General features: G+C 74.3%; 16 protein-coding genes. 14 read left to right on the top strand and 2 right to left on the bottom strand.

Annotated elements, in window-relative coordinates; genetic code table 11:
- Positions 1-78 precede the first annotated feature (78 nt).
- Positions 79-1,410: a hemolysin family protein gene (locus tag BLS21_RS02335; protein WP_091213246.1), complete on the top strand. Its 1,332-nt coding sequence runs from the start codon at positions 79-81 to the stop codon at positions 1,408-1,410.
- Between the two features lie 83 nt (positions 1,411-1,493).
- On the opposite strand, the gene galE is transcribed toward BLS21_RS02335, so the two are convergent.
- A complete protein-coding gene (galE, locus tag BLS21_RS02330) occupies positions 1,494-2,450 on the bottom strand; it encodes a UDP-glucose 4-epimerase GalE (RefSeq protein ID WP_091213243.1) in 957 nt (318 codons plus the stop codon).
- 69 nt (positions 2,451-2,519) lie between these two features.
- Between galE and hisC the strand changes: the two genes are divergently transcribed.
- The 4 genes from hisC (at position 2,520) to BLS21_RS02310 (ending at position 6,466) form a co-directional block, all read left to right on the top strand.
- Positions 2,520-3,632 (top strand): histidinol-phosphate transaminase, encoded by a 1,113-nt coding sequence (gene hisC, locus BLS21_RS02325; RefSeq protein ID WP_091213241.1) that lies wholly within the window; start codon positions 2,520-2,522, stop codon positions 3,630-3,632.
- A gap of 60 nt (positions 3,633-3,692) precedes the next feature.
- Positions 3,693-4,715, top strand: a complete 1,023-nt coding sequence (gene trpS, locus BLS21_RS02320) for a tryptophan--tRNA ligase (protein WP_091213238.1) — start codon at positions 3,693-3,695, stop codon at positions 4,713-4,715.
- The gene (locus BLS21_RS02315; protein ID WP_091213236.1) at positions 4,712-5,278 is read left to right on the top strand and encodes a 2'-5' RNA ligase family protein; all 567 of its coding nucleotides are present in this window, start codon (positions 4,712-4,714) and stop codon (positions 5,276-5,278) included. The genes trpS and BLS21_RS02315 overlap by 4 nt, the downstream gene beginning before the upstream one ends.
- A 156-nt stretch (positions 5,279-5,434) precedes the next feature.
- Positions 5,435-6,466 (top strand): YihY/virulence factor BrkB family protein, encoded by a 1,032-nt coding sequence (locus tag BLS21_RS02310; RefSeq protein ID WP_139176991.1) that lies wholly within the window; start codon positions 5,435-5,437, stop codon positions 6,464-6,466.
- Here BLS21_RS02310 and BLS21_RS02305 read toward each other — a convergent pair.
- The gene (locus tag BLS21_RS02305) at positions 6,348-7,667 is read right to left on the bottom strand and encodes a D-alanyl-D-alanine carboxypeptidase family protein (protein ID WP_245699958.1); all 1,320 of its coding nucleotides are present in this window, start codon (positions 7,665-7,667) and stop codon (positions 6,348-6,350) included. The two genes, BLS21_RS02310 and BLS21_RS02305, sit on opposite strands and share 119 nt — an antisense overlap.
- A 244-nt stretch (positions 7,668-7,911) precedes the next feature.
- On the opposite strand from BLS21_RS02305, the gene BLS21_RS02300 reads away from it, so the two are divergent.
- The 9 genes from BLS21_RS02300 to BLS21_RS02260 all read left to right on the top strand — a co-directional run bounded on the left by BLS21_RS02300 (position 7,912) and on the right by BLS21_RS02260 (position 18,059).
- Positions 7,912-8,976 (top strand): BMP family lipoprotein, encoded by a 1,065-nt coding sequence (locus BLS21_RS02300; protein ID WP_245699956.1) that lies wholly within the window; start codon positions 7,912-7,914, stop codon positions 8,974-8,976.
- A 236-nt stretch (positions 8,977-9,212) separates the two neighbouring features.
- Entirely contained in the window at positions 9,213-10,778 is a 1,566-nt protein-coding gene (locus BLS21_RS02295; RefSeq protein WP_091213227.1) for an ABC transporter ATP-binding protein, read from the top strand.
- Entirely contained in the window at positions 10,775-11,986 is a 1,212-nt protein-coding gene (locus BLS21_RS02290; RefSeq protein ID WP_091213225.1) for an ABC transporter permease, read from the top strand. The genes BLS21_RS02295 and BLS21_RS02290 overlap by 4 nt, the downstream gene beginning before the upstream one ends.
- Positions 11,987-12,041: 55 nt before the next feature.
- Positions 12,042-13,319 (top strand): ABC transporter permease, encoded by a 1,278-nt coding sequence (locus BLS21_RS02285; protein WP_091213222.1) that lies wholly within the window; start codon positions 12,042-12,044, stop codon positions 13,317-13,319.
- Positions 13,319-13,735, top strand: coding sequence for a cytidine deaminase (locus BLS21_RS02280; RefSeq protein ID WP_091213220.1), 417 nt, complete (start codon positions 13,319-13,321; stop codon positions 13,733-13,735). The genes BLS21_RS02285 and BLS21_RS02280 overlap by 1 nt, the downstream gene beginning before the upstream one ends.
- The gene (locus BLS21_RS02275) at positions 13,732-15,012 is read left to right on the top strand and encodes a thymidine phosphorylase (RefSeq protein WP_245699954.1); all 1,281 of its coding nucleotides are present in this window, start codon (positions 13,732-13,734) and stop codon (positions 15,010-15,012) included. Before BLS21_RS02280 ends, BLS21_RS02275 begins: the two co-directional genes overlap by 4 nt.
- A 141-nt stretch (positions 15,013-15,153) precedes the next feature.
- Positions 15,154-16,059, top strand: coding sequence for an ABC transporter ATP-binding protein (locus BLS21_RS02270; protein ID WP_217635938.1), 906 nt, complete (start codon positions 15,154-15,156; stop codon positions 16,057-16,059).
- Positions 16,056-16,874: an ABC transporter permease gene (locus BLS21_RS02265; protein WP_091213216.1), complete on the top strand. Its 819-nt coding sequence runs from the start codon at positions 16,056-16,058 to the stop codon at positions 16,872-16,874. The genes BLS21_RS02270 and BLS21_RS02265 overlap by 4 nt, the downstream gene beginning before the upstream one ends.
- 108 nt (positions 16,875-16,982) lie before the next feature.
- Positions 16,983-18,059 carry an adenosine deaminase gene (locus BLS21_RS02260; RefSeq protein ID WP_091213213.1) on the top strand — a complete coding sequence of 359 codons (1,077 nt, stop codon included), beginning with the start codon at positions 16,983-16,985 and terminating at the stop codon, positions 18,057-18,059.
- Positions 18,060-18,259 lie beyond the last annotated feature (200 nt).

Below are 18,259 nucleotides of genomic sequence, written 5' to 3'. Positions count from 1 at the left end.
TCGGGTGGTGCTCTCCGGAGGACGAGCGGGCAGCATGGACGTCGTCCCACAGCCCCGTCCGACAGGAGCACGCCGCCGGTGAGCGACGTCTGGCTCAACATCGTGATGGTCGTCGTCTTCGTCCTGATCGGCGGCGCCTTCTCGGGGGCGGAGATCGCGCTCGTCTCGCTCCGCGAGTCCCAGGTGCGGGCGATGGCCGAGAACGGCGGACGGCGCGGCAAGGCCGTGCAGCGCCTGCTCAGCGACCCCAACCGCTTCCTCGCCGCCGTCCAGGTCGGGGTCACCCTGGCCGGCTTCTTCTCCGCCGCGTTCGGTGCCAGCACCCTCTCCCAGCCGTTCGCCGACTGGCTGGTCGACCTGGGCATGCGGGAGGGCCTCGCCGGCACGCTGGCCTTCGTGCTGGTCACCATCGCGATCAGCTACCTGTCCCTGGTGGTCGGCGAGCTGACCCCCAAGCGCCTGGCGCTGCAGCGGGCCGAGGGCTTCTCCCTGCTGGTCGCCGCACCCCTCAACGCGATCGCCAAGCTCTCGCGCCCGGTGATCTGGCTGCTGTCGAAGTCGACCAACCTGCTGGTCCGGCTGCTCGGCGGCGACCCGGCGGCCAGCGGCGAGTCGATCAGCCAGGAGGAGCTGCGCGACCTCGTGACCGCGCACGAGTCGCTGAGCTCCGACGAGCGCCGCCTCATCGGGGAGGTCTTCCGGGCCGGCGACCGCGAGGTCCGCGAGGTCATGACGCCGCGCACCGAGGTCGACTTCCTCGAGGCGTCGATGACCGCGAGCCGCGCGGCCAAGCAGGTCTCGGACTCCAGCCACTCGCGCTACCCGGTCGTCGGCCGGGACGAGGACGACGTCCTGGGCTTCGTGCACGTCCGCGACCTGTTCCTGCCCAACCACCCGGCCGGCCGCGCCGCGACCGTCGGCGACCTGGTCCGCGAGGTCAAGCGGCTCCCGGGCACCGCCGGCGTCCTCACCGCCCTGTCGGAGATGCGGCGCGAGAACCACCACCTCGCGATCGTCGTGGACGAGTACGGCGGCACCGACGGCATCGTCACCCTCGAGGACCTCATCGAGGAGGTCATCGGGGAGATCTACGACGAGTACGACGAGGACGTCGCCGGCGAGGGGGAGGAGCGCCCGGACGGCCCGCACGAGGTCGACGGGCTGCTCAACCTCGACGACTTCCGCGAGGTGACCGGGCTGCAGCTGCCCGAGGGCCCCTACGAGACCGTGGCCGGCTACGTGCTCGCCGAGCTCGGCCGGCTGCCCGTCGTCGGCGACAGCGTCGAGGTCGAGCGGCGCACGCTGACGGTCCTCGAGCTCGACGGACGGCGGATCGCGCGGATCTCGGTCAGCCGCGCGCCGGAGCCCGAGATCGACCCCGCGCAGGTGCCCACCAGCACGATCGGGTGAAGGGCCCCGTCTGGCCGCCCTTCGCAGGCTCAGGGCGGGGCCCGGACGGGGCCGCGCCTGCTCCCGCCGGTCGCGAGCTCGCACTAGGCCCGTTTCTGGGCGGTCTCCCAGGCGTCGCGGACGATGCCGGCCAGGTCGGTGTGCTTCGGCGTCCAGCCCAGGTCGCCGCGGATCCGGTCACTGGAGGCGACCAGCTGCGCCGGGTCCCCGGCCCGCCGCTGCCCGACCTCGACCGGCACCGGGTGGCCGGTGACCTCGCGGACGGCGTCGATCACCTGCTGCACCGAGAAGCCCGTGCCGTTGCCCAGGTTGTAGATGCGGTGCTGGCCCGGGGACGGGGCGGTCAGCGCCAGCAGGTGGGCGTCGCTGAGGTCCTCGACGTGGATGTAGTCGCGGATGCAGGTGCCATCGGGCGTGGGGTAGTCCTCGCCGTAGATCGTCAGGTGGTCCCGCTGGCCGGCCACGACCTGCAGCGCGATCGGGATGAGGTGCGTCTCGGTGGTGTGCCGCTCGCCGAGGCCGTAGGCGGCACCGGCCACGTTGAAGTAGCGCAGGCTCACCGCCGCGAAGTCGTACGCGGCCGCGTACGAGGTCAGCATCGCGTCGACGGCGAGCTTGGTGGCGCCGTAGGTGTTGGTCGGCCGGGTGGGGGCGTCCTCGCGGATCGGCACCTGCTCGGGCTCGCCGTAGGTGGCCGCGGTGGAGGAGAAGACGATCCGGCGGCAGTCGGCTGCGCGCATGGCCTCCAGCAGCGCCAGCGTGCCGGAGACGTTGGTGTCCCAGTAGACCTCCGGCTTGACCTGCGACTCGCCGACCAGGCTCTTGGCCGCGAAGTGCAGCACCGCCTCGGGGCGGACCTCGGCCAGGACCGGTGCGGAGTCGTGCAGCGAGGCCTGCACGAACCTCGCCCCCGAGGGGACCGCGTCGGCGTGGCCGGTGGACAGGTCGTCGAGGACGGTCACCTCGTGCCCGCCCTCCAGGAGGGCCGCCGTGACTACGCTGCCGATGTAGCCGGCTCCACCGGCGACGAGAACGCGCATGCGCCCACCCTAGATCCGCGCGCGGCCACCCAGCGTCGCGACGCGGAGCCGCGGTCAGGAGGTCCCGACGTGGTCAGCGCACGACCGGCCGTGCAGCAGCTGCCCGCCTACCGGCCGGGGCGCAACCCCGCCGACCTCGCGCGGGAGATCGGCGTCGAGCGGGCGGTCAAGCTGGCCAGCAACGAGGTGGCGTTCCCGCCGCTCCCGGCCGTCGTCGAGGCGCTCGCGGCCGCGGCGGCGGAGACCAACCGCTACCCCGACAACGGCGCCGTGGTCCTCACGGCCGCCCTGGCCGAGCGCTACGGCGTCGACCCCGCCCAGGTGGTGACCGGGTGCGGCGCGGTCATGCTCTGCCAGCAGCTGGCGCAGTCGTTCAACGACCCCGGCACGAGCATCGCCTTCGCCTGGCGGTCGTTCGAGATGTACCCGCTGCTGGCGCAGGTCGCCGGCGCCCGGTCGATCCAGGTGCCGCTGGTGCCCGGCCGCCCGGGCGGCCCGGCCGACACCCACGACCTCGGGGCGCTGGCCGCCGCGGTCGACGACAGCACCCGGGTGGTCTTCGTCTGCAACCCGAACAACCCCACCGGGACGGCGGTCCGCCGGGCGGAGCTCGAGCGGTTCCTCGACGCCGTCCCCGCCGACACGCTCGTCGTCCTCGACGAGGCCTACCGCGAGTTCGTCACCGACCCCGACGTCCCCGACGGGCTGGAGTGCATGCGCGGGCGGCCCAACGTCGCCGTGCTGCGCACCTTCTCCAAGGCCTGGGGGCTGGCCGGGCTGCGGGTCGGCTACCTCGTCGCCGAGGACCCCGCGGTCGCCGACGCGGTCCGCCGGACGCACGTGCCGTTCAGCGTCTCCAGCCTCGCCCAGGCCGCCGCGGTCGCCGCGCTGGCCAGCGAGGGCGAGGTCCGCCGGCGCTGTGCCGCGGTCACCGCCGAGCGGGCGCGGCTCACCGCCGCGCTGCGCGAGCGCGGCCTCGACGTGTCCGACAGCCAGGCCAACTTCGTCTGGCTGCCGGTGGGGGAGCAGGCCGCGGGGCTGGCGGCCGCGCTGGAGGCCCGGGCGGTCATCACGCGGCCGTTCGCCGGGGAGGGGATCCGGGTGACCGTCGGCACGCCCGAGGAGGACGACGTCCTGCTCGCCGCGCTGGACGAGGTCCGGTCGACCGCTCCGGTCGCGTGACCCGCCGGTGACGAGGACGTTCGGGACGTGCGGCGCCACGCCCCGGGATCGGCTGGTTTGATGGCCGACGTGCCTCTTCCCCGTGTGCTCTCCGGCATCCAGCCGACGGCGGGCTCGTTCCACCTCGGCAACCACCTGGGTGCGCTGCGGCAGTGGGTGCGGCTGCAGGAGGACACCGAGGCCTTCTACTGCGTCGTCGACCTGCACGCGATCACCGTCGCCCAGGACCCGGCGGAGCTGCGGCGCAACACCCTCGTCTCCGCGGCCCAGCTGCTGGCCCTCGGCGTCGACCCGGAGCGCAGCACGCTCTTCGTGCAGAGCCACGTGCCCGAGCACCTGCAGCTGTCCTGGGTGCTGGAGTGCCTGACCGGGTTCGGCGAGGCCAGCCGGATGACGCAGTTCAAGGACAAGAGCCAGCGCGAGGGCACCTCCGGCACCTCGGTCGGGCTGTTCACCTACCCGGTGCTCATGGCCGCCGACATCCTCGTCTACCAGGCCGACCAGGTGCCGGTCGGGGACGACCAGCGCCAGCACCTGGAGCTCACCCGCGACCTCGCGACCCGGTTCAACGGCCGCTTCGGCGACACCTTCCCGCTGCCCGAGGGGATCATCCCGGCGGGGGCGGCGCGGGTCATGGACCTGCAGTCCCCGGACAAGAAGATGAGCAAGAGCCTCCCGCCGGCCGGCTGCGTGTTCCTCCTCGACGACCCCAAGGTGACCGCCAAGAAGATCCGCTCGGCGGTCACCGACACCGGCCGCGAGGTCGTGGCCGACCCGGTGGAGAAGCCGGGGATCACCAACCTGCTGACCATCCACAGCGCGCTGTCGGGCACGTCGATCCCCGAGCTGGAGGAGCGGTTCGCCGGCCGCGGCTACGGCGACCTGAAGAAGGAGCTGGCCGAGGTCGTCGTCGACTTCGTGACGCCGGTCCGCCAGCGCACCCAGGAGCTGCTCGACGACCCCGCGGAGCTGCAGCGCACCCTGGCGCAGGGTGCGGCCCGGGCCCGCGAGGTCGCCGCCCGCACGGTCGCCGACGTCTACGACAAGGTCGGCTTCCTGCCACCCGCAGGAGCGCCCGCGTGAACGACGACACCTTCGTCCCGCGCAGCCGCAGCGCCGCGCGGACCGCCGTCCTCGGCGTGGTCGTCCCCATCCCGGAGCCGTGGTCGCAGCTGTTCGTCGACTGGCGGGCCAAGGTCGGGGACCCGCAGGCCACCTCCGTGCCGCCGCACGTCACGCTGCTGCCGCCGACCGAGGTGCCGCTGGCCGACCGGCCGGTGATCAGCGCCCACCTGGCCGATGTCGCGGCCAACCACCCGCCGTTCGACATGCACCTGTCGGGCACCGGGACGTTCGCGCCGGTCTCGGCGGTGGTGTTCGTGGCCGTGGCCCGCGGCATCGGCAACTGCGAGCTGATTGCCAACGACGTCCGCCGCGGGCCGCTGGCGCGGTCGCTGTCCTACCCGTACCACCCGCACGTGACCGTGGCGCACGACGTCCCTCCGGACATGCTCGACCTGGCCTACAGCGGCCTGGCCGACCTCTCGGCGGAGTTCCGCGTCGAGCACTTCACCGAGTTCGAGCAGACGCCCGACGGCACCTGGGTGATCGCCCGCGAGTACCCCCTCACCGGCCCGCCGCACTGAGAGAGGACCCCGTCCTCCTCACCGCTCGCAGGCTCGCGGCGAGCCTCTGGACGGGGCCACCCGGGACGGGGCCGGCGGGCTCTGGAGGGTGGCCGTTCCCGCACGTCTCCCGGGGCCGGGGCGCGGGCGGGGCGGTCTGCCCGCAGACTGGGGCGGGTGAGTGCCACCCGGACCGAGCGGTCCGCACCCGCGCCCGCCGGGGACCAGCCTCCCGGCGGCCGCTGGTCGCGGGTCACCCAGCTGCCCGGACGCTGGCAGGACCGGGTCACCCGGCTGCGCCGCCGCCTCCCGTGGTTGGACCACCTGGCCCGTGCCGGCGGCCGCTACCAGCGCACCCAGGGCGACCTCATGGCCGCCGGCGTCACCTATTTCGTCTTCCTCGGCCTGGTGCCGGTGCTGCTGCTCGTCGCGTCGGTCATCGGGCTGGTCCTGGCGGGCAACGCGCTGCTGCAGCAGGAGCTGTCCGACACCATCCGCGAGAGCTTCCCCGGCTCGACCGGCGCGGAGATCACCGGTGAGCTGGACCGCGCCGTCGGCTCCGCGGGGATCACCGGACTCATCGGCCTCGTCGGCTTCCTCTACGCCGGGCTGCGCGCCATGGACAAGCTGCGCCTGGGCATGGAACGGATCTGGAAGGGCCGCGTCGACGACCCGGAGTTTCTCCGCGACAACCTGCAGGACCTGCTGGCGCTGGCCGCCTTCGGCCTCGCCGGGCTGCTCAGCCTCGGCCTCACCGGCGGGGTCACCCGGGCCACGTCCTGGACGCTGGAGGCGCTGGGCCTCGAGCGCGCCCCCGGCCTGTTCCTGCTCACCGCCGCGCTCGGGCTGGGCCTGGCCCTCCTCACCGACGTCGTCGTCTTCCTGTGGCTGCTGCGGGTCGTGCCCTCCACCTCCTACCCGCTGCGCCGGCTGCTGCCCGGGGCGCTGTTCGGCGCCGTCGGCTTCGAGGTGCTCAAGCTGGTGGGCAGCCTCTACCTGTCGCTGATCTCGGGCAGCGTGACGGCGTCGGCGTTCGGCGGCGCCGTCGGCATCCTGATCTGGATCAACGTCGTCTGCCGGTTCGCCTTCTTCACGGCCGCGTGGACGGCGACCCTGCCCCAGGTGCAGGGGGACGTGCGCGTGGTGGCCGAGGGCCGCCGGCCGGTGGCCCCGGCCGCCGAGGGCCGGGGCGCTCCGGCGCCCGGCTGACCGGCGCGGGCACCACCTCGATCGCCCGGCGGACGCCGACCACCGTGGCGACGACGATGCCCGCGGCGGTCACGCCCAGCGCCACCGGCACCAGCACCGACTGCCCGTCGTCCGTGGCCGGGGGCGCCGGGGTGGCGACCACCCCGGCCGGCCCGGGGAACGGGGTGGGAGACAGGGGGGAGGCGTCGGCGGCGGAGTCGACCAGGCGGCCCACGCCCTCGGTCCCGGCCGGGGCGGCGAAGCCCCAGTCCAGCAGCAGCGCGGCCTGGTCCGCGGCGCGCCGTGGCACGTTCTCGGTGCCCATCACGCTGACCACCAGCCGCCGGCCGTCGCGCTCGGCGGCCGTGACGAAGGTGTGCCGGGCGGCGTCGGTGAAGCCGGTCTTGCCGCCGAGGTTGCCGGGTGTGCCGGCCAGCGGGTTCTGGTTCTGGATCTGGTAGCCGGGGGAGCGGCCCTCGACCGCGGGCATCTCCGCGAGTGGCGTCCGCAGCAGTGCGACCGCGTCCGGGTCCTCGACCAGCCGGCGGAAGACCAGGGCGAGGTCGTAGGGCGAGGAGGACTGGCCGGCCACGTCCAGCCCGGACGGCGTCCCCGCGACGGTGTCGTGGGCGCCGATGGACTCGGCCATCTCGTTCATGGCACGCACGGTGACGTCGGTGCCGCCCGCGGCGCGGGCGAGGGCGTTGGCCGCGTCGTTGCCGGACTGCATCACGAGCGCCTGGTAGAGCAGCGACACCCGGTAGCGCCCACCGGCGACCATGCCGACCCGGCTGCCCTCCACCGCCTCGTCCTCGACCGTCCCCTCGACGACCTCGGCGGGGTCCAGCAGCGGCAGCAGGGTCAGCAGGGTCAGGGTCTTGAGCGTGCTGGCGGGGTAGTAGCGGCCGTGCGGGTCGCGGGCGGCCAGCACCGCTCCGCTGCCGGCATCGGCCACCAGCCAGCCGGGAGCGACCACCTCGTCCGGCAGCGGGGGAGCCCCGTCGACCACGACGGTGCCGCGGGTGTCGAGCTCCTCGCCGCCGACGGTCACCCCGCCGGGCCCGCTGCCCTGGGGCGGTCCGCCGGGCGGAGGTGCGGTGGGCGTGGGCGCGGACGGGTCGGCGGTGGGCCGGGCGTCCTCCGCCACCGCGGGCCCCGCGCCGCCCACCAGCAGCCCCGTCGCCAGCACCGCGGCGGCCAGCCGCGCCACCGGTCGTCGCATGGCGGGCACGCTAGCCCTCAACCGGGGCCGGCGGCGCGCGTGGCGCGGACCACTGCCTCGCGCGGCGTTGGCAACGATCCCGTCTCGGTCTCTCCGGCGGGGTTCGGTGCAGCTGCGGGGCGCGGTTAGCGTGCCGTCGTCGCGTGCTGTGGGAACCGGCGCCCGCCGGCAGCCACGCACGGACCCGACCCACCGGGACCGGCCGCCTCGTCCGTGCGGCCCGTCCCCCAGAGAGGAGATCGTCTTGCGCCGAGCGCGGAGGATGAAGGCCGCGGCTCTGCTGCTGGCCGGCAGCATGGCCCTGGCGGCCTGCGCCAGCGACGAGCCCACCGGAAGCGGGAGCGGCGAGGGCGGTGGCGGCACCGCCACCGAGGAGCTGCGCGTCGGCCTGGCCTACGACACCGGCGGCCGCGGTGACCAGTCGTTCAACGACTCGGCGTACGGCGGTGCGGCCGCGGCCGTCGACGCCCTCGGCGGCGAGCTCCAGGAACTCAGCCCCAACGAGGACGCCTCCAACCGCGTCGAGCTGCTGACCCAGCTGGCCGAGCAGGGCTTCAACCCGGTCATCGCGGTCGGCTTCGCCTACGACGACGTCATCGGCGAGGTCGCCCCGCAGTTCCCCGACACCACGTTCGCGCAGGTCGACGGCTCCAACACCGACGGCGCCAAGGGCGACAACGTCACCGGGCTGGTCTTCGCCGAGGAGGAGGGCTCGTTCCTGGCCGGCGTCGCCGCGGCGCTGAAGAGCGAGAGCGGCCACATCGGCTTCGTCGGCGGCGTGCAGAGCCCCCTGATCGAGAAGTTCGAGGCCGGCTACGTGGCCGGTGCCCAGGCCGTGAACCCGCAGATCACCATCGACCGGCAGTACATCTCCCCGGCAGGTGACGTCTCGGGCTTCGGTGACCCCGCCCGGGGCCAGATCGTCGCCCAGGGCATGTACGACGCCGGGGCGGACATCGTCTACCACGCCGCGGGTGGCTCGGGCATCGGCGTCTTCCAGGCCGCCGCCGCCTCCGGCAACCGGGCGATCGGCGTCGACTCCGACCAGTACCTCACCGTCGGACCGGAGCTGCAGCCGGTGGTCATGACGTCGATGCTCAAGCGGGTCGACAACGCGGTGGAGCAGTTCATCAACGACTACTCCGAGGGCAACGTGCAGGGCGCCACCGACGTCCTCAACGACCTCTCCACCGAGGGCGTCGGCCTGGCCACGTCGGGCGGCTTCATCGACGACATCCAGGGCGAGATCGACCAGTACAGGCAGCAGATCGTCGACGGCACCATCACGGTCCCGACGACGGTCGAGTGACACCCGTGCGGGTGCTCCTGCACGACTGAACGACCCTGCGACGCGGGCCCGGGCGGCGAACGCCCGGGCCCGCGCTGCTCCGGTCCGCCCCGGGCTCGGACGGAACCCGGCGGGTGGGGCACCATACCCACGGCCCCCGGGGCCCGAGGCGCCGGCGCAGCGGCTGATCCCGCCCGCCGGTGCCGTCCGTAGCGACCTCCCGCCCACCGGCGGGACCACAGCGAGGAGATGCCGGCATGGCCCCAGCAGACTCGCCCGCAGACGGCTCCGCGGCGGGCGACGTCCCCCTCGCCGTCGAGCTCCGCGGGATCACCAAGCGCTTCCCGGGCGTGGTGGCGAACAAGGACATCGAGCTGCGGGTCCGCCGCGGCGAGGTGCACGCCATCGTGGGCGAGAACGGCGCCGGCAAGTCGACGCTGATGAAGACCCTCTACGGCGAGCACCGCCCGGACGAGGGCGAGATCCTCATCGACGGCCGCCCGGTCCAGTTCCGCAGCCCGTCGGACGCCATCGCCGCCGGCATCGGCATGGTCCACCAGCACTTCATGCTGGCCGACAACTTCACCGTCCTGGAGAACGTGATCCTGGGCAGCGAGCCCACCAGGCACGGCCGGCTGGACCGGGCCGCGGCGCGCCGCCGCATCGAGGAGATCTCCGAGCGCTACGACCTCGGCCTGCAGCCCGACGCGCTCGTCGAGGACCTCGGCGTCGGCGACCGGCAGCGCGTGGAGATCGCCAAGGTGCTCTACCGCGACGCCCGCATCCTGATCCTCGACGAGCCGACCGCCGTCCTCGTGCCGCAGGAGGTCGACGAGCTGTTCGGCAACCTCGCCGAGCTCAAGCGCGAGGGCCTGACGGTCATCTTCATCTCGCACAAGCTCGACGAGGTGCGCCGGGTCGCCGACTCGATCACCGTCATCCGGCGCGGCACCACCGTCGGCACCGCTGACCCGCGGACGACGACGGCCAAGCAGCTGGCCGAGCTGATGGTCGGCGCCGAGCTGCCCACGCCGGAGACCCGCGAGTCCACCGTGCGCGAGACCCCGGTCCTGCAGCTGGTCGGCGTGACGGTCACCGACGGCGGCCAGCGCCCCGTGGTGGACGACGTCACGCTCACCGTGCGCGAGGGCGAGGTCGTGGGCATCGCCGGCGTCGAGGGCAACGGCCAGGCCGAGCTCGTCGACGCGATCATGGGCCTGCGCCCGCTGGCCGCCGGGTCGGTGCTGCTCGGCGGTGAGGACGTCACCGCCTGGAGCACCCGCGCCCGCCGCGAGGCCGGCGTCGGCTTCATCCCCGAGGACCGGCACCGCCAGGGCATGCTGCTGGACGCGCCGCTGTGGGAGAACCGCATCCTCGGCCACCAGACCCGCCCGCCGGCGGTGAAGGGCCCGTTCATCGACCGCCGCGGTGCCCGGGCCGACACCGCCCGCATCATGCGCGAGTACGACGTCCGTGCCCCCGGGCCGGACACCCTCGCCGTCGCCCTCTCCGGCGGCAACCAGCAGAAGCTGATCGTCGGGCGCGAGATGAGCGCCCGACCACGGCTGCTCGTCGCCGCCCACCCGACCCGCGGCGTCGACGTCGGAGCCCAGGCGGTGATCTGGGAGCTGCTCAAGGACGCCCGCGCCGAGGGGCTGGGCATCGTGCTCATCTCCGCCGACCTCGACGAGCTGATCGGGCTGTCGGACACGCTGCACGTCATGCTGCGCGGCCGGCTGGTGGCCACCCTGGACCCGCGGCGGGTCACTCCTGAGGAGCTCGGCGGGCACATGACCGGCGCACGGACGGCAGGTGCGGCGTGAACGGCCTCGTCCGCCGGGTGGGGCTGTCGCTGCTCGGCCCGGTGCTCGCCGTCCTCGTCGCGCTGGTGATCTCCGCGGCGGTCATCGCCCTCATCGGTGAGGACCCGGTGGCGGCGTTCCGGGTGATGGTCGACCTCGGCGACAGCCCCTCGCAGCAGGTGCAGTCGATCGTCGTGATCCTCAACCGGGCGGTGCCGCTGTTCCTCGCCGGCCTGGCCGTGGCGGTCGCGTTCCGGATGGGCCTGTTCAACATCGGCGTCGAGGGCCAGTACCGGCTGGCTACCATCCTGGCCGCTGCGGTGGGCGCGGCCGTCGTCCTGCCCGGTCCGCTGCACGTGCTGCTGGTCGTCGTGGTGGCGATGGTGGTCGGCGCGTCGTGGGCCGGCATCGTCGGCGTGCTCAAGGTGACCCGCGGCGTCAGCGAGGTCATCAGCTCGATCATGCTGAACTTCATCGCGCTGGGCCTGGCGTCGTTCCTGCTCACCGGCCCGCTGCGCGGCAGCCCGCCGGGTGCCTCGATCGTCACCACCGCCGAGATCCCCGAGTCCGGCCGGGTGCCCAGCCTCAACGGGGTGCTCACCGCGCTGGGCCTGGCCACGCCGCGCAGCGGCCTGTACGGCTTCCTGCTGGTGGCGCTCGTGGTGGGCGTCGTCGTGGCCGTGCTGCTCAAGCGCACCCGCTTCGGGTTCGACCTGCGCGCCACCGGCCTGTCGCCCTCGGCGGCCACCGCCAGCGGCGTCGACGCCCGCGGCATGGTCGTGAAGACGATGCTCATCTCCGGTGGCATCGCCGGGCTGATCGGCCTGCCCGACCTGCTCGGCGCGCAGTACGACTACGGCACCGAGTTCACCGCCGGTCTGGGCTTCCTCGGCATCGCCGTCGCGCTGCTGGGTCGCAGCACCCCGCTCGGCATCGCGCTGGCCGCGCTGCTGTTCGCCTTCCTCGACCGGGCCGCGCTGCCGCTGCAGTTCGCCGACATCCCGTCCTCGGTCGTGACGATCATCCAGGGCACGATCGTGCTCGCCGTCGTCGTCGCCAACGAGATCGCCCGCCGGCTGGCGCTGCGCTCGGCAGAGCGGGCCGGCGCGGCGGCCGGCCCCGGCCCGCAGGCCGACGGGGACGACGGCGTCCCGCCACCCACCGCTCCGGACGGCGGGCAGCGGGTCCACACCGGCGTGCCGGGCGACCAGCAGGGAGTGCAGGCATGAACCAACCCCACGAAGACGCTCCGCCGGCGCTCCACGTCTCCGCGGGGGCCCGGGTATGAGCACCACCGCAGCGGCCCGCACCGACCGGCCCAGCCGCGGCCCCCTGACCGACCTGCTCACCGGTGGCGGCCGCGCCCGGCGGGTGCTCTGGCTGCTCGTCGGCCTGTGGGTGCTGTTCTCGCTGGTCCGGGTCATCTCGGGGGAGCAGGAGCTCACCTCGTCGTCCACCCTCTCGGCGGCGCTGCTGCTCGCCGTCCCCATCGGCCTGGCCGCCCTCGGCGGGCTGTGGTCCGAGCGCGCGGGCGTGGTGAACATCGGCCTCGAGGGCATGATGGTCCTCGGCACCTGGGGCGCCGGGTGGGCCGGCTACCAGTGGGGCTGGGTCGGCGCGGTCGTCGGCGGCATGGTCTTCGGCGCGGCCGGCGGCCTGCTGCACGCGATCGCCACGGTCACCTTCGGCGTCGACCACGTGGTCTCCGGCGTGGCGATCAACATCCTCGCCGAGGGCGTCGTCCGCTTCCTGTCCGAGCTGCTGTTCACCGAGGACACCGGCGGCGGCCCCACGCAGTCGCCGTCGCTGGCCAGCGACCCGCCGTCCTTCTCGCTGCCGGTGCTGTCCTCCGGGCCGGACCTGCTCGGCGGCCTGGAACGCCAGCACTGGTTCCTCGTCAGCGACCTGGCCGGGCTGCTGCGCGGGCTGACCAGCGGCGTCGGCCTGCTCACCCTGCTGGCCGTGCTGCTGGTCCCGGTGTCCTACCTGCTGCTGTGGCGCACCGCGTTCGGCCTGCGGCTGCGCGCCTGCGGCGAGAACCCGGCCGCGGCCGACTCGCTCGGCGTCCCGGTCTACCGGCTCAAGTACCTCGCCGTGGTGGTCTCCGGCGCGCTGGCCGGCCTCGGCGGCGTCTTCCTGGTGTTCGTCGCCGGCATCTACCGCGAGGGCCAGACCGGCGGCCGCGGGTTCATCGGCCTGGCGGCGCTGATCTTCGGCAACTGGCGGCCCGGGGGGCTGGCGGCCGGCGCGGGCCTGTTCGGGTTCGCCGACGCGCTGCAGCTGCGCAGCCAGACCGCCGTGGTGGCCCTGCTGCTGCTCGTCGCCCTCCTGCTGGCCGGTGTCGCGGTGTACCAGGGGGTGCGCCGCAAGCTGGTGCAGGCGGTGCTGGCCGGCGTGTTCGCCGTGGCCGCGCTGGTCGGCTTCCTCACCATCGACCGGCTGCCCGAGGGCATCGTCTTCTTCACCCCGCACCTGACCACGCTGCTCGTGCTGTCGCTGGCCTCCCAACGCCTGCGGATGCCGAAGGCCGACGGGTTGGTCTACCGACGAGGAGAGCACTAGTGCAGGTGGACTGGGACGGGCTGCGCGCGGCCGCCCGGGAGGCGATGACGCACGCCTACGCCCCGTACTCGCGGTTCCCCGTGGGCGTGGCCGGGCTGGTGGACGACGGCCGCGTCGTGACCGGCTGCAACGTGGAGAACGCCTCCTACGGGCTGGGGCTGTGCGCCGAGTGCGGCATGGTCAGCGACCTCGCCCGCACCGGCGGCGGCCGGCTGGTCGCGGTGGCCTGCGTCGGCGGCGACGGGCAGCCGCTCATGCCCTGCGGCCGGTGCCGGCAGCTGCTGTGGGAGCACGGCGGCCCGGAGATGCTCATCGAGACGGTGTCGCTCGGCATCGTGCCGATGCGCGAGGTGCTGCCCGACGCGTTCGGCCCGGACGACCTGGCGCAGGCGGCGGTGCGGGAGGGCAGGTCGTGAGCGCCATCGACGCGATCGACGTCATCCGCACCAAGCGGGACGGCGGGCAGCTCAGCCCGGAGCAGATCCGCTGGGTGATCGACGCCTACACCCGCGGCGCGGTGCCCGACGAGCAGGTCAGCGCGCTGCTCATGGCGGTGTTCTTCCGCGGGATGGCGCCCGAGGAGCTCGCCGTCTGGACGCAGGCGATGATCGACTCGGGCGAGCGCAAGGACCTCTCCTCGCTGGGCCGGCCGACCGCCGACAAGCACTCCACCGGCGGGGTCGGCGACAAGACCACGCTCCCGCTCGCCCCCCTGGTCGCGGCCTGCGGGGTGGCGGTGCCGCAGCTGTCCGGCCGGGGCCTGGGGCACACCGGCGGCACGCTGGACAAGCTGGAGTCGATCCCGGGCTGGCGGGCCGACGTGCACGAGGAGGCCTACCTGGCGCAGCTGCGCGAGGTGGGCGCGGTCATCTGCGCGGCCGGCAACGACCTCGCCCCCGCGGACAAGAAGCTCTACGCGCTGCGCGACGTCACCGGCACCGTCGAGTCGATCCCGCTGATCGCCAGCTCGATCATGAGCAAGAAGATCGCCGAGGGTGCCGACGCTCTGGTGCTGGACGTCAAGACCGGCTCGGGCGCGTTCATGAAGGACCCCGGGACCTCCCGCGAGCTGGCCCGCACGATGGTCGGCCTCGGGGAGGCGGCCGGCGTGCACACCGTGGCCCTGGTGACGGCGATGGACCGGCCGCTGGGCCGCGCCGCCGGCAACGCGGTCGAGGTGGCCGAGTCGGTGGAGGTGCTCGCCGGCGGCGGTCCGGCCGACGTCGTCGAGCTGACCCTGGCGCTGGCGCGGGAGATGCTCGCCGGCGTGGGGCGGGGGGACGTCGACCCGGCCGACGCGCTCCGCGACGGGCGGGCCATGGACGTGTGGCGGCGGATGATCAGCGTCCAGGGTGGCGACCCCGACGCCCCGCTGCCGCAGCCTGCCGAGAAGCACGTGGTGACCGCACCGGCCACCGGCACGCTCACCCGGCTGGACGCCTACGCGCTCGGCGTGGCGGCCTGGCGGCTGGGTGCCGGCCGGGCGCGCAAGGAGGACCCGGTGTCGCCCGCCGCCGGCGTCACCTGGACCGCCGGGGTGGGGGAGCAGGTGGTGGCCGGTCAGCCGCTGCTGGAGCTGCACACCGACGACGCCGCGCGCATCCCGCGGGCGCTGGAGGCGCTGGAGGGCGCGGTCGGCGTCGACACCGGTGAGCAGCCGCTGCCCCTGCTGCTCGACCGCATCACCGCCTGAGCCCGGTACCCCGTCCCGCGAGATCTGCACAGTGGTGGCCTTCCGGCTCCTGATGCCCGCCACTGTGCAGATCTCGTCGCGACGAGCAGACGCCGGGGGTGCGGACCCCTCCCGGCGCGCGCAGGGGGACACTGTGTCCCCGTGACCAGTTCGTCCGCGCCCGTGGTGGCCGACAACCGGCCCCGGCCCGGCGACCCGCTGGACCCGGACGCCGCCATCTCGGTCCGCGGCCTGGTGAAGCGGTACGGCGACCGCACCGCCGTCGACGGCCTGGACCTCGACATCCGCCGCGGCGAGATCTTCGCGCTGCTGGGCCCCAACGGCGCCGGGAAGACCACCACCGTCGAGGTGCTGGAGGGCTACCGGAAGCGCGACGGCGGCGAGGTGCGCGTCCTGGGCACCGACCCGGCGCGGGGCGGACGGCGCTGGAAGGCCCAGCTGGGCATCGTGCTGCAGTCCGGCGCGGGGGACAGCCAGCTGTCGGTGCGCGAGCTGCTCGTGGCGCGGGCGTCGTACTACGCCGAGCCGGGCGACCCCGACGAGGTGCTCGAGCTGGTCGGCCTGACCGAGCAGGCGGGCGCGCGCGGCCGCACCCTCTCGGGCGGCCAGCGCCGGCGGCTGGACGTCGCCCTCGGGATCGTCGGCCGGCCGCGGCTGCTCTTCCTCGACGAGCCGACCACCGGCTTCGACCCCGAGGCCCGGCGGCAGTTCTGGGCGCTGATCCGATCGCTGCGCGACCTGGGCACCACGATGCTGCTGACCACCCACTACCTCGACGAGGCCGAGGCGCTGGCCGACCGGGTCGGCGTCCTCGCCCGCGGCCAGCTCGCCGAGGTCGCCGTCCCCGCCGCGCTGGGTGGGCGGGGCACCGCACCCGCCGTCGTCCGCTGGACCGAGGACGGCGTCCGGCGCACCGCCGAGACCACCACGCCGACCGCGTTCGTGCGGGAGCTGGCCGCCCGCTTCCCCGGCGAGGTGCCCGACCTGACGGTCGCCCGCCCCACGCTCGAGGACGTCTACCTGAAGATGATCGGGGACAACTCGTGACCGCCGCCGCCCCGGAGCGCACCGGGCTGCCCCCGCTGGGCCGGGTCTACCTCACCCGCGCCGGCGTCGAGCTCAAGGAGTTCTTCCGCCAGCGCGAGTCGGTCGTCTTCACGCTCGTCTTCCCGGTGATCCTGCTGCTGGGCCTCGGCGCGGTGCTCGACTACGACCTCGGCGCCGGCGTCGACTTCCCGCAGTACTTCATGGCCGGGGTCATCACCGCGGGCATCGTCGGGTCCAGCCTGCAGAACATGGCGATCCACATCGCCGGGGAGCGCTCGGACGGCACGCTCAAGAGCCTCCGGGGCACGCCGATGCCGGCCAGCGCCTACTTCGTCGGCAAGGTCGTGCAGGTGCTCGCGGTGGCGGTCGCGACCATCGTGCTGCTGCTCCTGGTCGGCGTCCTCGTGTACGGCATCGACCTGCCCTCGGGCGCCGACTGGCTCACCTTCGCCTGGGTGTCGGTGCTGGGCGCGGCGGCGTGCACGCTGCTGGGCATCGTCGTCTCGACGCTGGCCCGCAACGGCCGGTCGGCGTCGGCGACGGTCACCCCGATCGCGCTGGTGCTGGAGTTCATCTCCGGCGTCTTCATGCCGTTCGACCAGGTGCCCGCCTGGCTGCAGGACGTCGCCGCGGTCTTCCCGGTGAAGTGGCTGGCCCAGGGCCTGCGCTCGGTGTTCCTCCCCGACGCGCTGGCCGCCCGCGAGCCGGCCGGCTCGTGGGAGCTCGGCACCGTCGCGCTGGTGCTCGGCCTGTGGTGCGTGGCCGGGCTGGTGCTCTGCGCGCTCACCTTCCGCTGGCAGGACCGGGAAGGTTGAGGTCGAGGAGTGGGGCCGGAGGCCTCCCGACGAGGCCTCGGAGTCGCTCAGTGACCGCGGGGTACGGCACGTGAACGCGGCGTGGTCCGGTAGGACCACAATGTCACCGTGCCCGCACCGCTGAACGCCGACTCGATCCGCCGCGCTCCCAAGGTCCTCCTGCACGACCACCTGGACGGCGGGCTGCGGCCGCAGACGGTGCTCGAGCTCGCCGACGAGGTCGGCTACCGGGACCTCCCCGCCGGCGACCCGGAGGCGCTGGGCCGCTGGTTCCGGCAGGCCGCCGACTCCGGCTCGCTGGTGCGCTACCTGGAGACCTTCGCGCACACCGTCGCGGTGATGCAGCGTCCCGAGGCGGTCAGCCGGGTGTCCCGCGAGTGCGCGCTCGACCTGGCCGCCGACGGCGTCGTGTACGCCGAGGTGCGCATGGCCCCCGAGCTGCTGACGGCGCAGGGCACCCCGATCGAGGAGGCGGTCGAGGCGATCCTCGACGGCTTCGCGAAGGGCAGCGCCGAGGCCGCCGGGGCGGGGACGCCGATCACGGTCGGCACGCTGCTGTGCGCCATGCGGCAGGCCGACCGGTGGGACGAGGTGGCCGACCTGGTGGTGCGCCACCGGGACGACGGCGTGGTCGGCTTCGACCTGGCCGGCCCGGAGATCGGCTTCCCGCCCGACCGGCACCCCTCGGCCATCGCGCTGCTGGACCGTGCCGGGGCGCACCGCACCGTGCACGCCGGCGAGGCCGCCGGCGTGGACAGCATCGTCGCCGCGCTGGACGGCGCCCACGCCGAGCGGCTCGGTCACGGCGTGCGCATCGCCGACGAGGTCGCCGAGGACGGCACCCTCGGCCCGGTGGCGCAGCGGGTCCTCGACGCGCAGGTGCCGCTGGAGGTCGCGCCGTCGTCCAACGTGCAGACCGGCGCCTACCCGTCCCTGGCCGCGCACCCGGTCGGCCGGCTGCACCGGCTCGGCTTCGCGGTCACCGTCAACACCGACAACCGGCTGATGAGCGGCGTCTCGGTCACCAGCGAGCTCACCGACGTGGCGCGGACCTGCGGCTGGGGCTGGGACGACGTCCAGACGGTGACCGAGCGCGCCCTGGCCGCCGCGTTCCTGCCCGAGGAGGAGCGGGCGCGGCTGCTCGCCGACGTCGTCCGCCCGGGGTACGCGGCACTGCGAGCCTGATCACCGTCGGAATGCCCCAGCGGTCCGCGCTGCTAGATTGGGTGCACCGGCACTCGCCGGTCATCCTCCCGGACGGTCCGTCCGGGCATGAGCGCATCCGTGCAGATCCGCAGCGTCCCCTGACGCAGTGATCGCCAGTGAGGACGCCGGTCGACGGTGTCCGCGCACCACCACGGGACGCGCGCCGAGAAGCATCGGAG

Source organism: Geodermatophilus siccatus (assembly GCF_900103785.1).
Lineage (GTDB): Bacteria > Actinomycetota > Actinomycetes > Mycobacteriales > Geodermatophilaceae > Geodermatophilus > Geodermatophilus siccatus.
This window is presented reverse-complemented; position numbering and strand designations above follow the sequence as displayed.

Coding starts and splice junctions, on each gene's coding strand:
- galE (WP_091213243.1), bottom strand. CDS start 2,450: ATGCGCGTTCTCGTCGCCGGTGGAGCCGGCTACATCGGCAGCGTAGTC.
- trpS (WP_091213238.1), top strand. CDS start 3,693: ATGGCCGACGTGCCTCTTCCCCGTGTGCTCTCCGGCATCCAGCCGACG.
- BLS21_RS02305 (WP_245699958.1), bottom strand. CDS start 7,667: ATGCGACGACCGGTGGCGCGGCTGGCCGCCGCGGTGCTGGCGACGGGG.
- BLS21_RS02295 (WP_091213227.1), top strand. CDS start 9,213: ATGGCCCCAGCAGACTCGCCCGCAGACGGCTCCGCGGCGGGCGACGTC.
- BLS21_RS02285 (WP_091213222.1), top strand. CDS start 12,042: ATGAGCACCACCGCAGCGGCCCGCACCGACCGGCCCAGCCGCGGCCCC.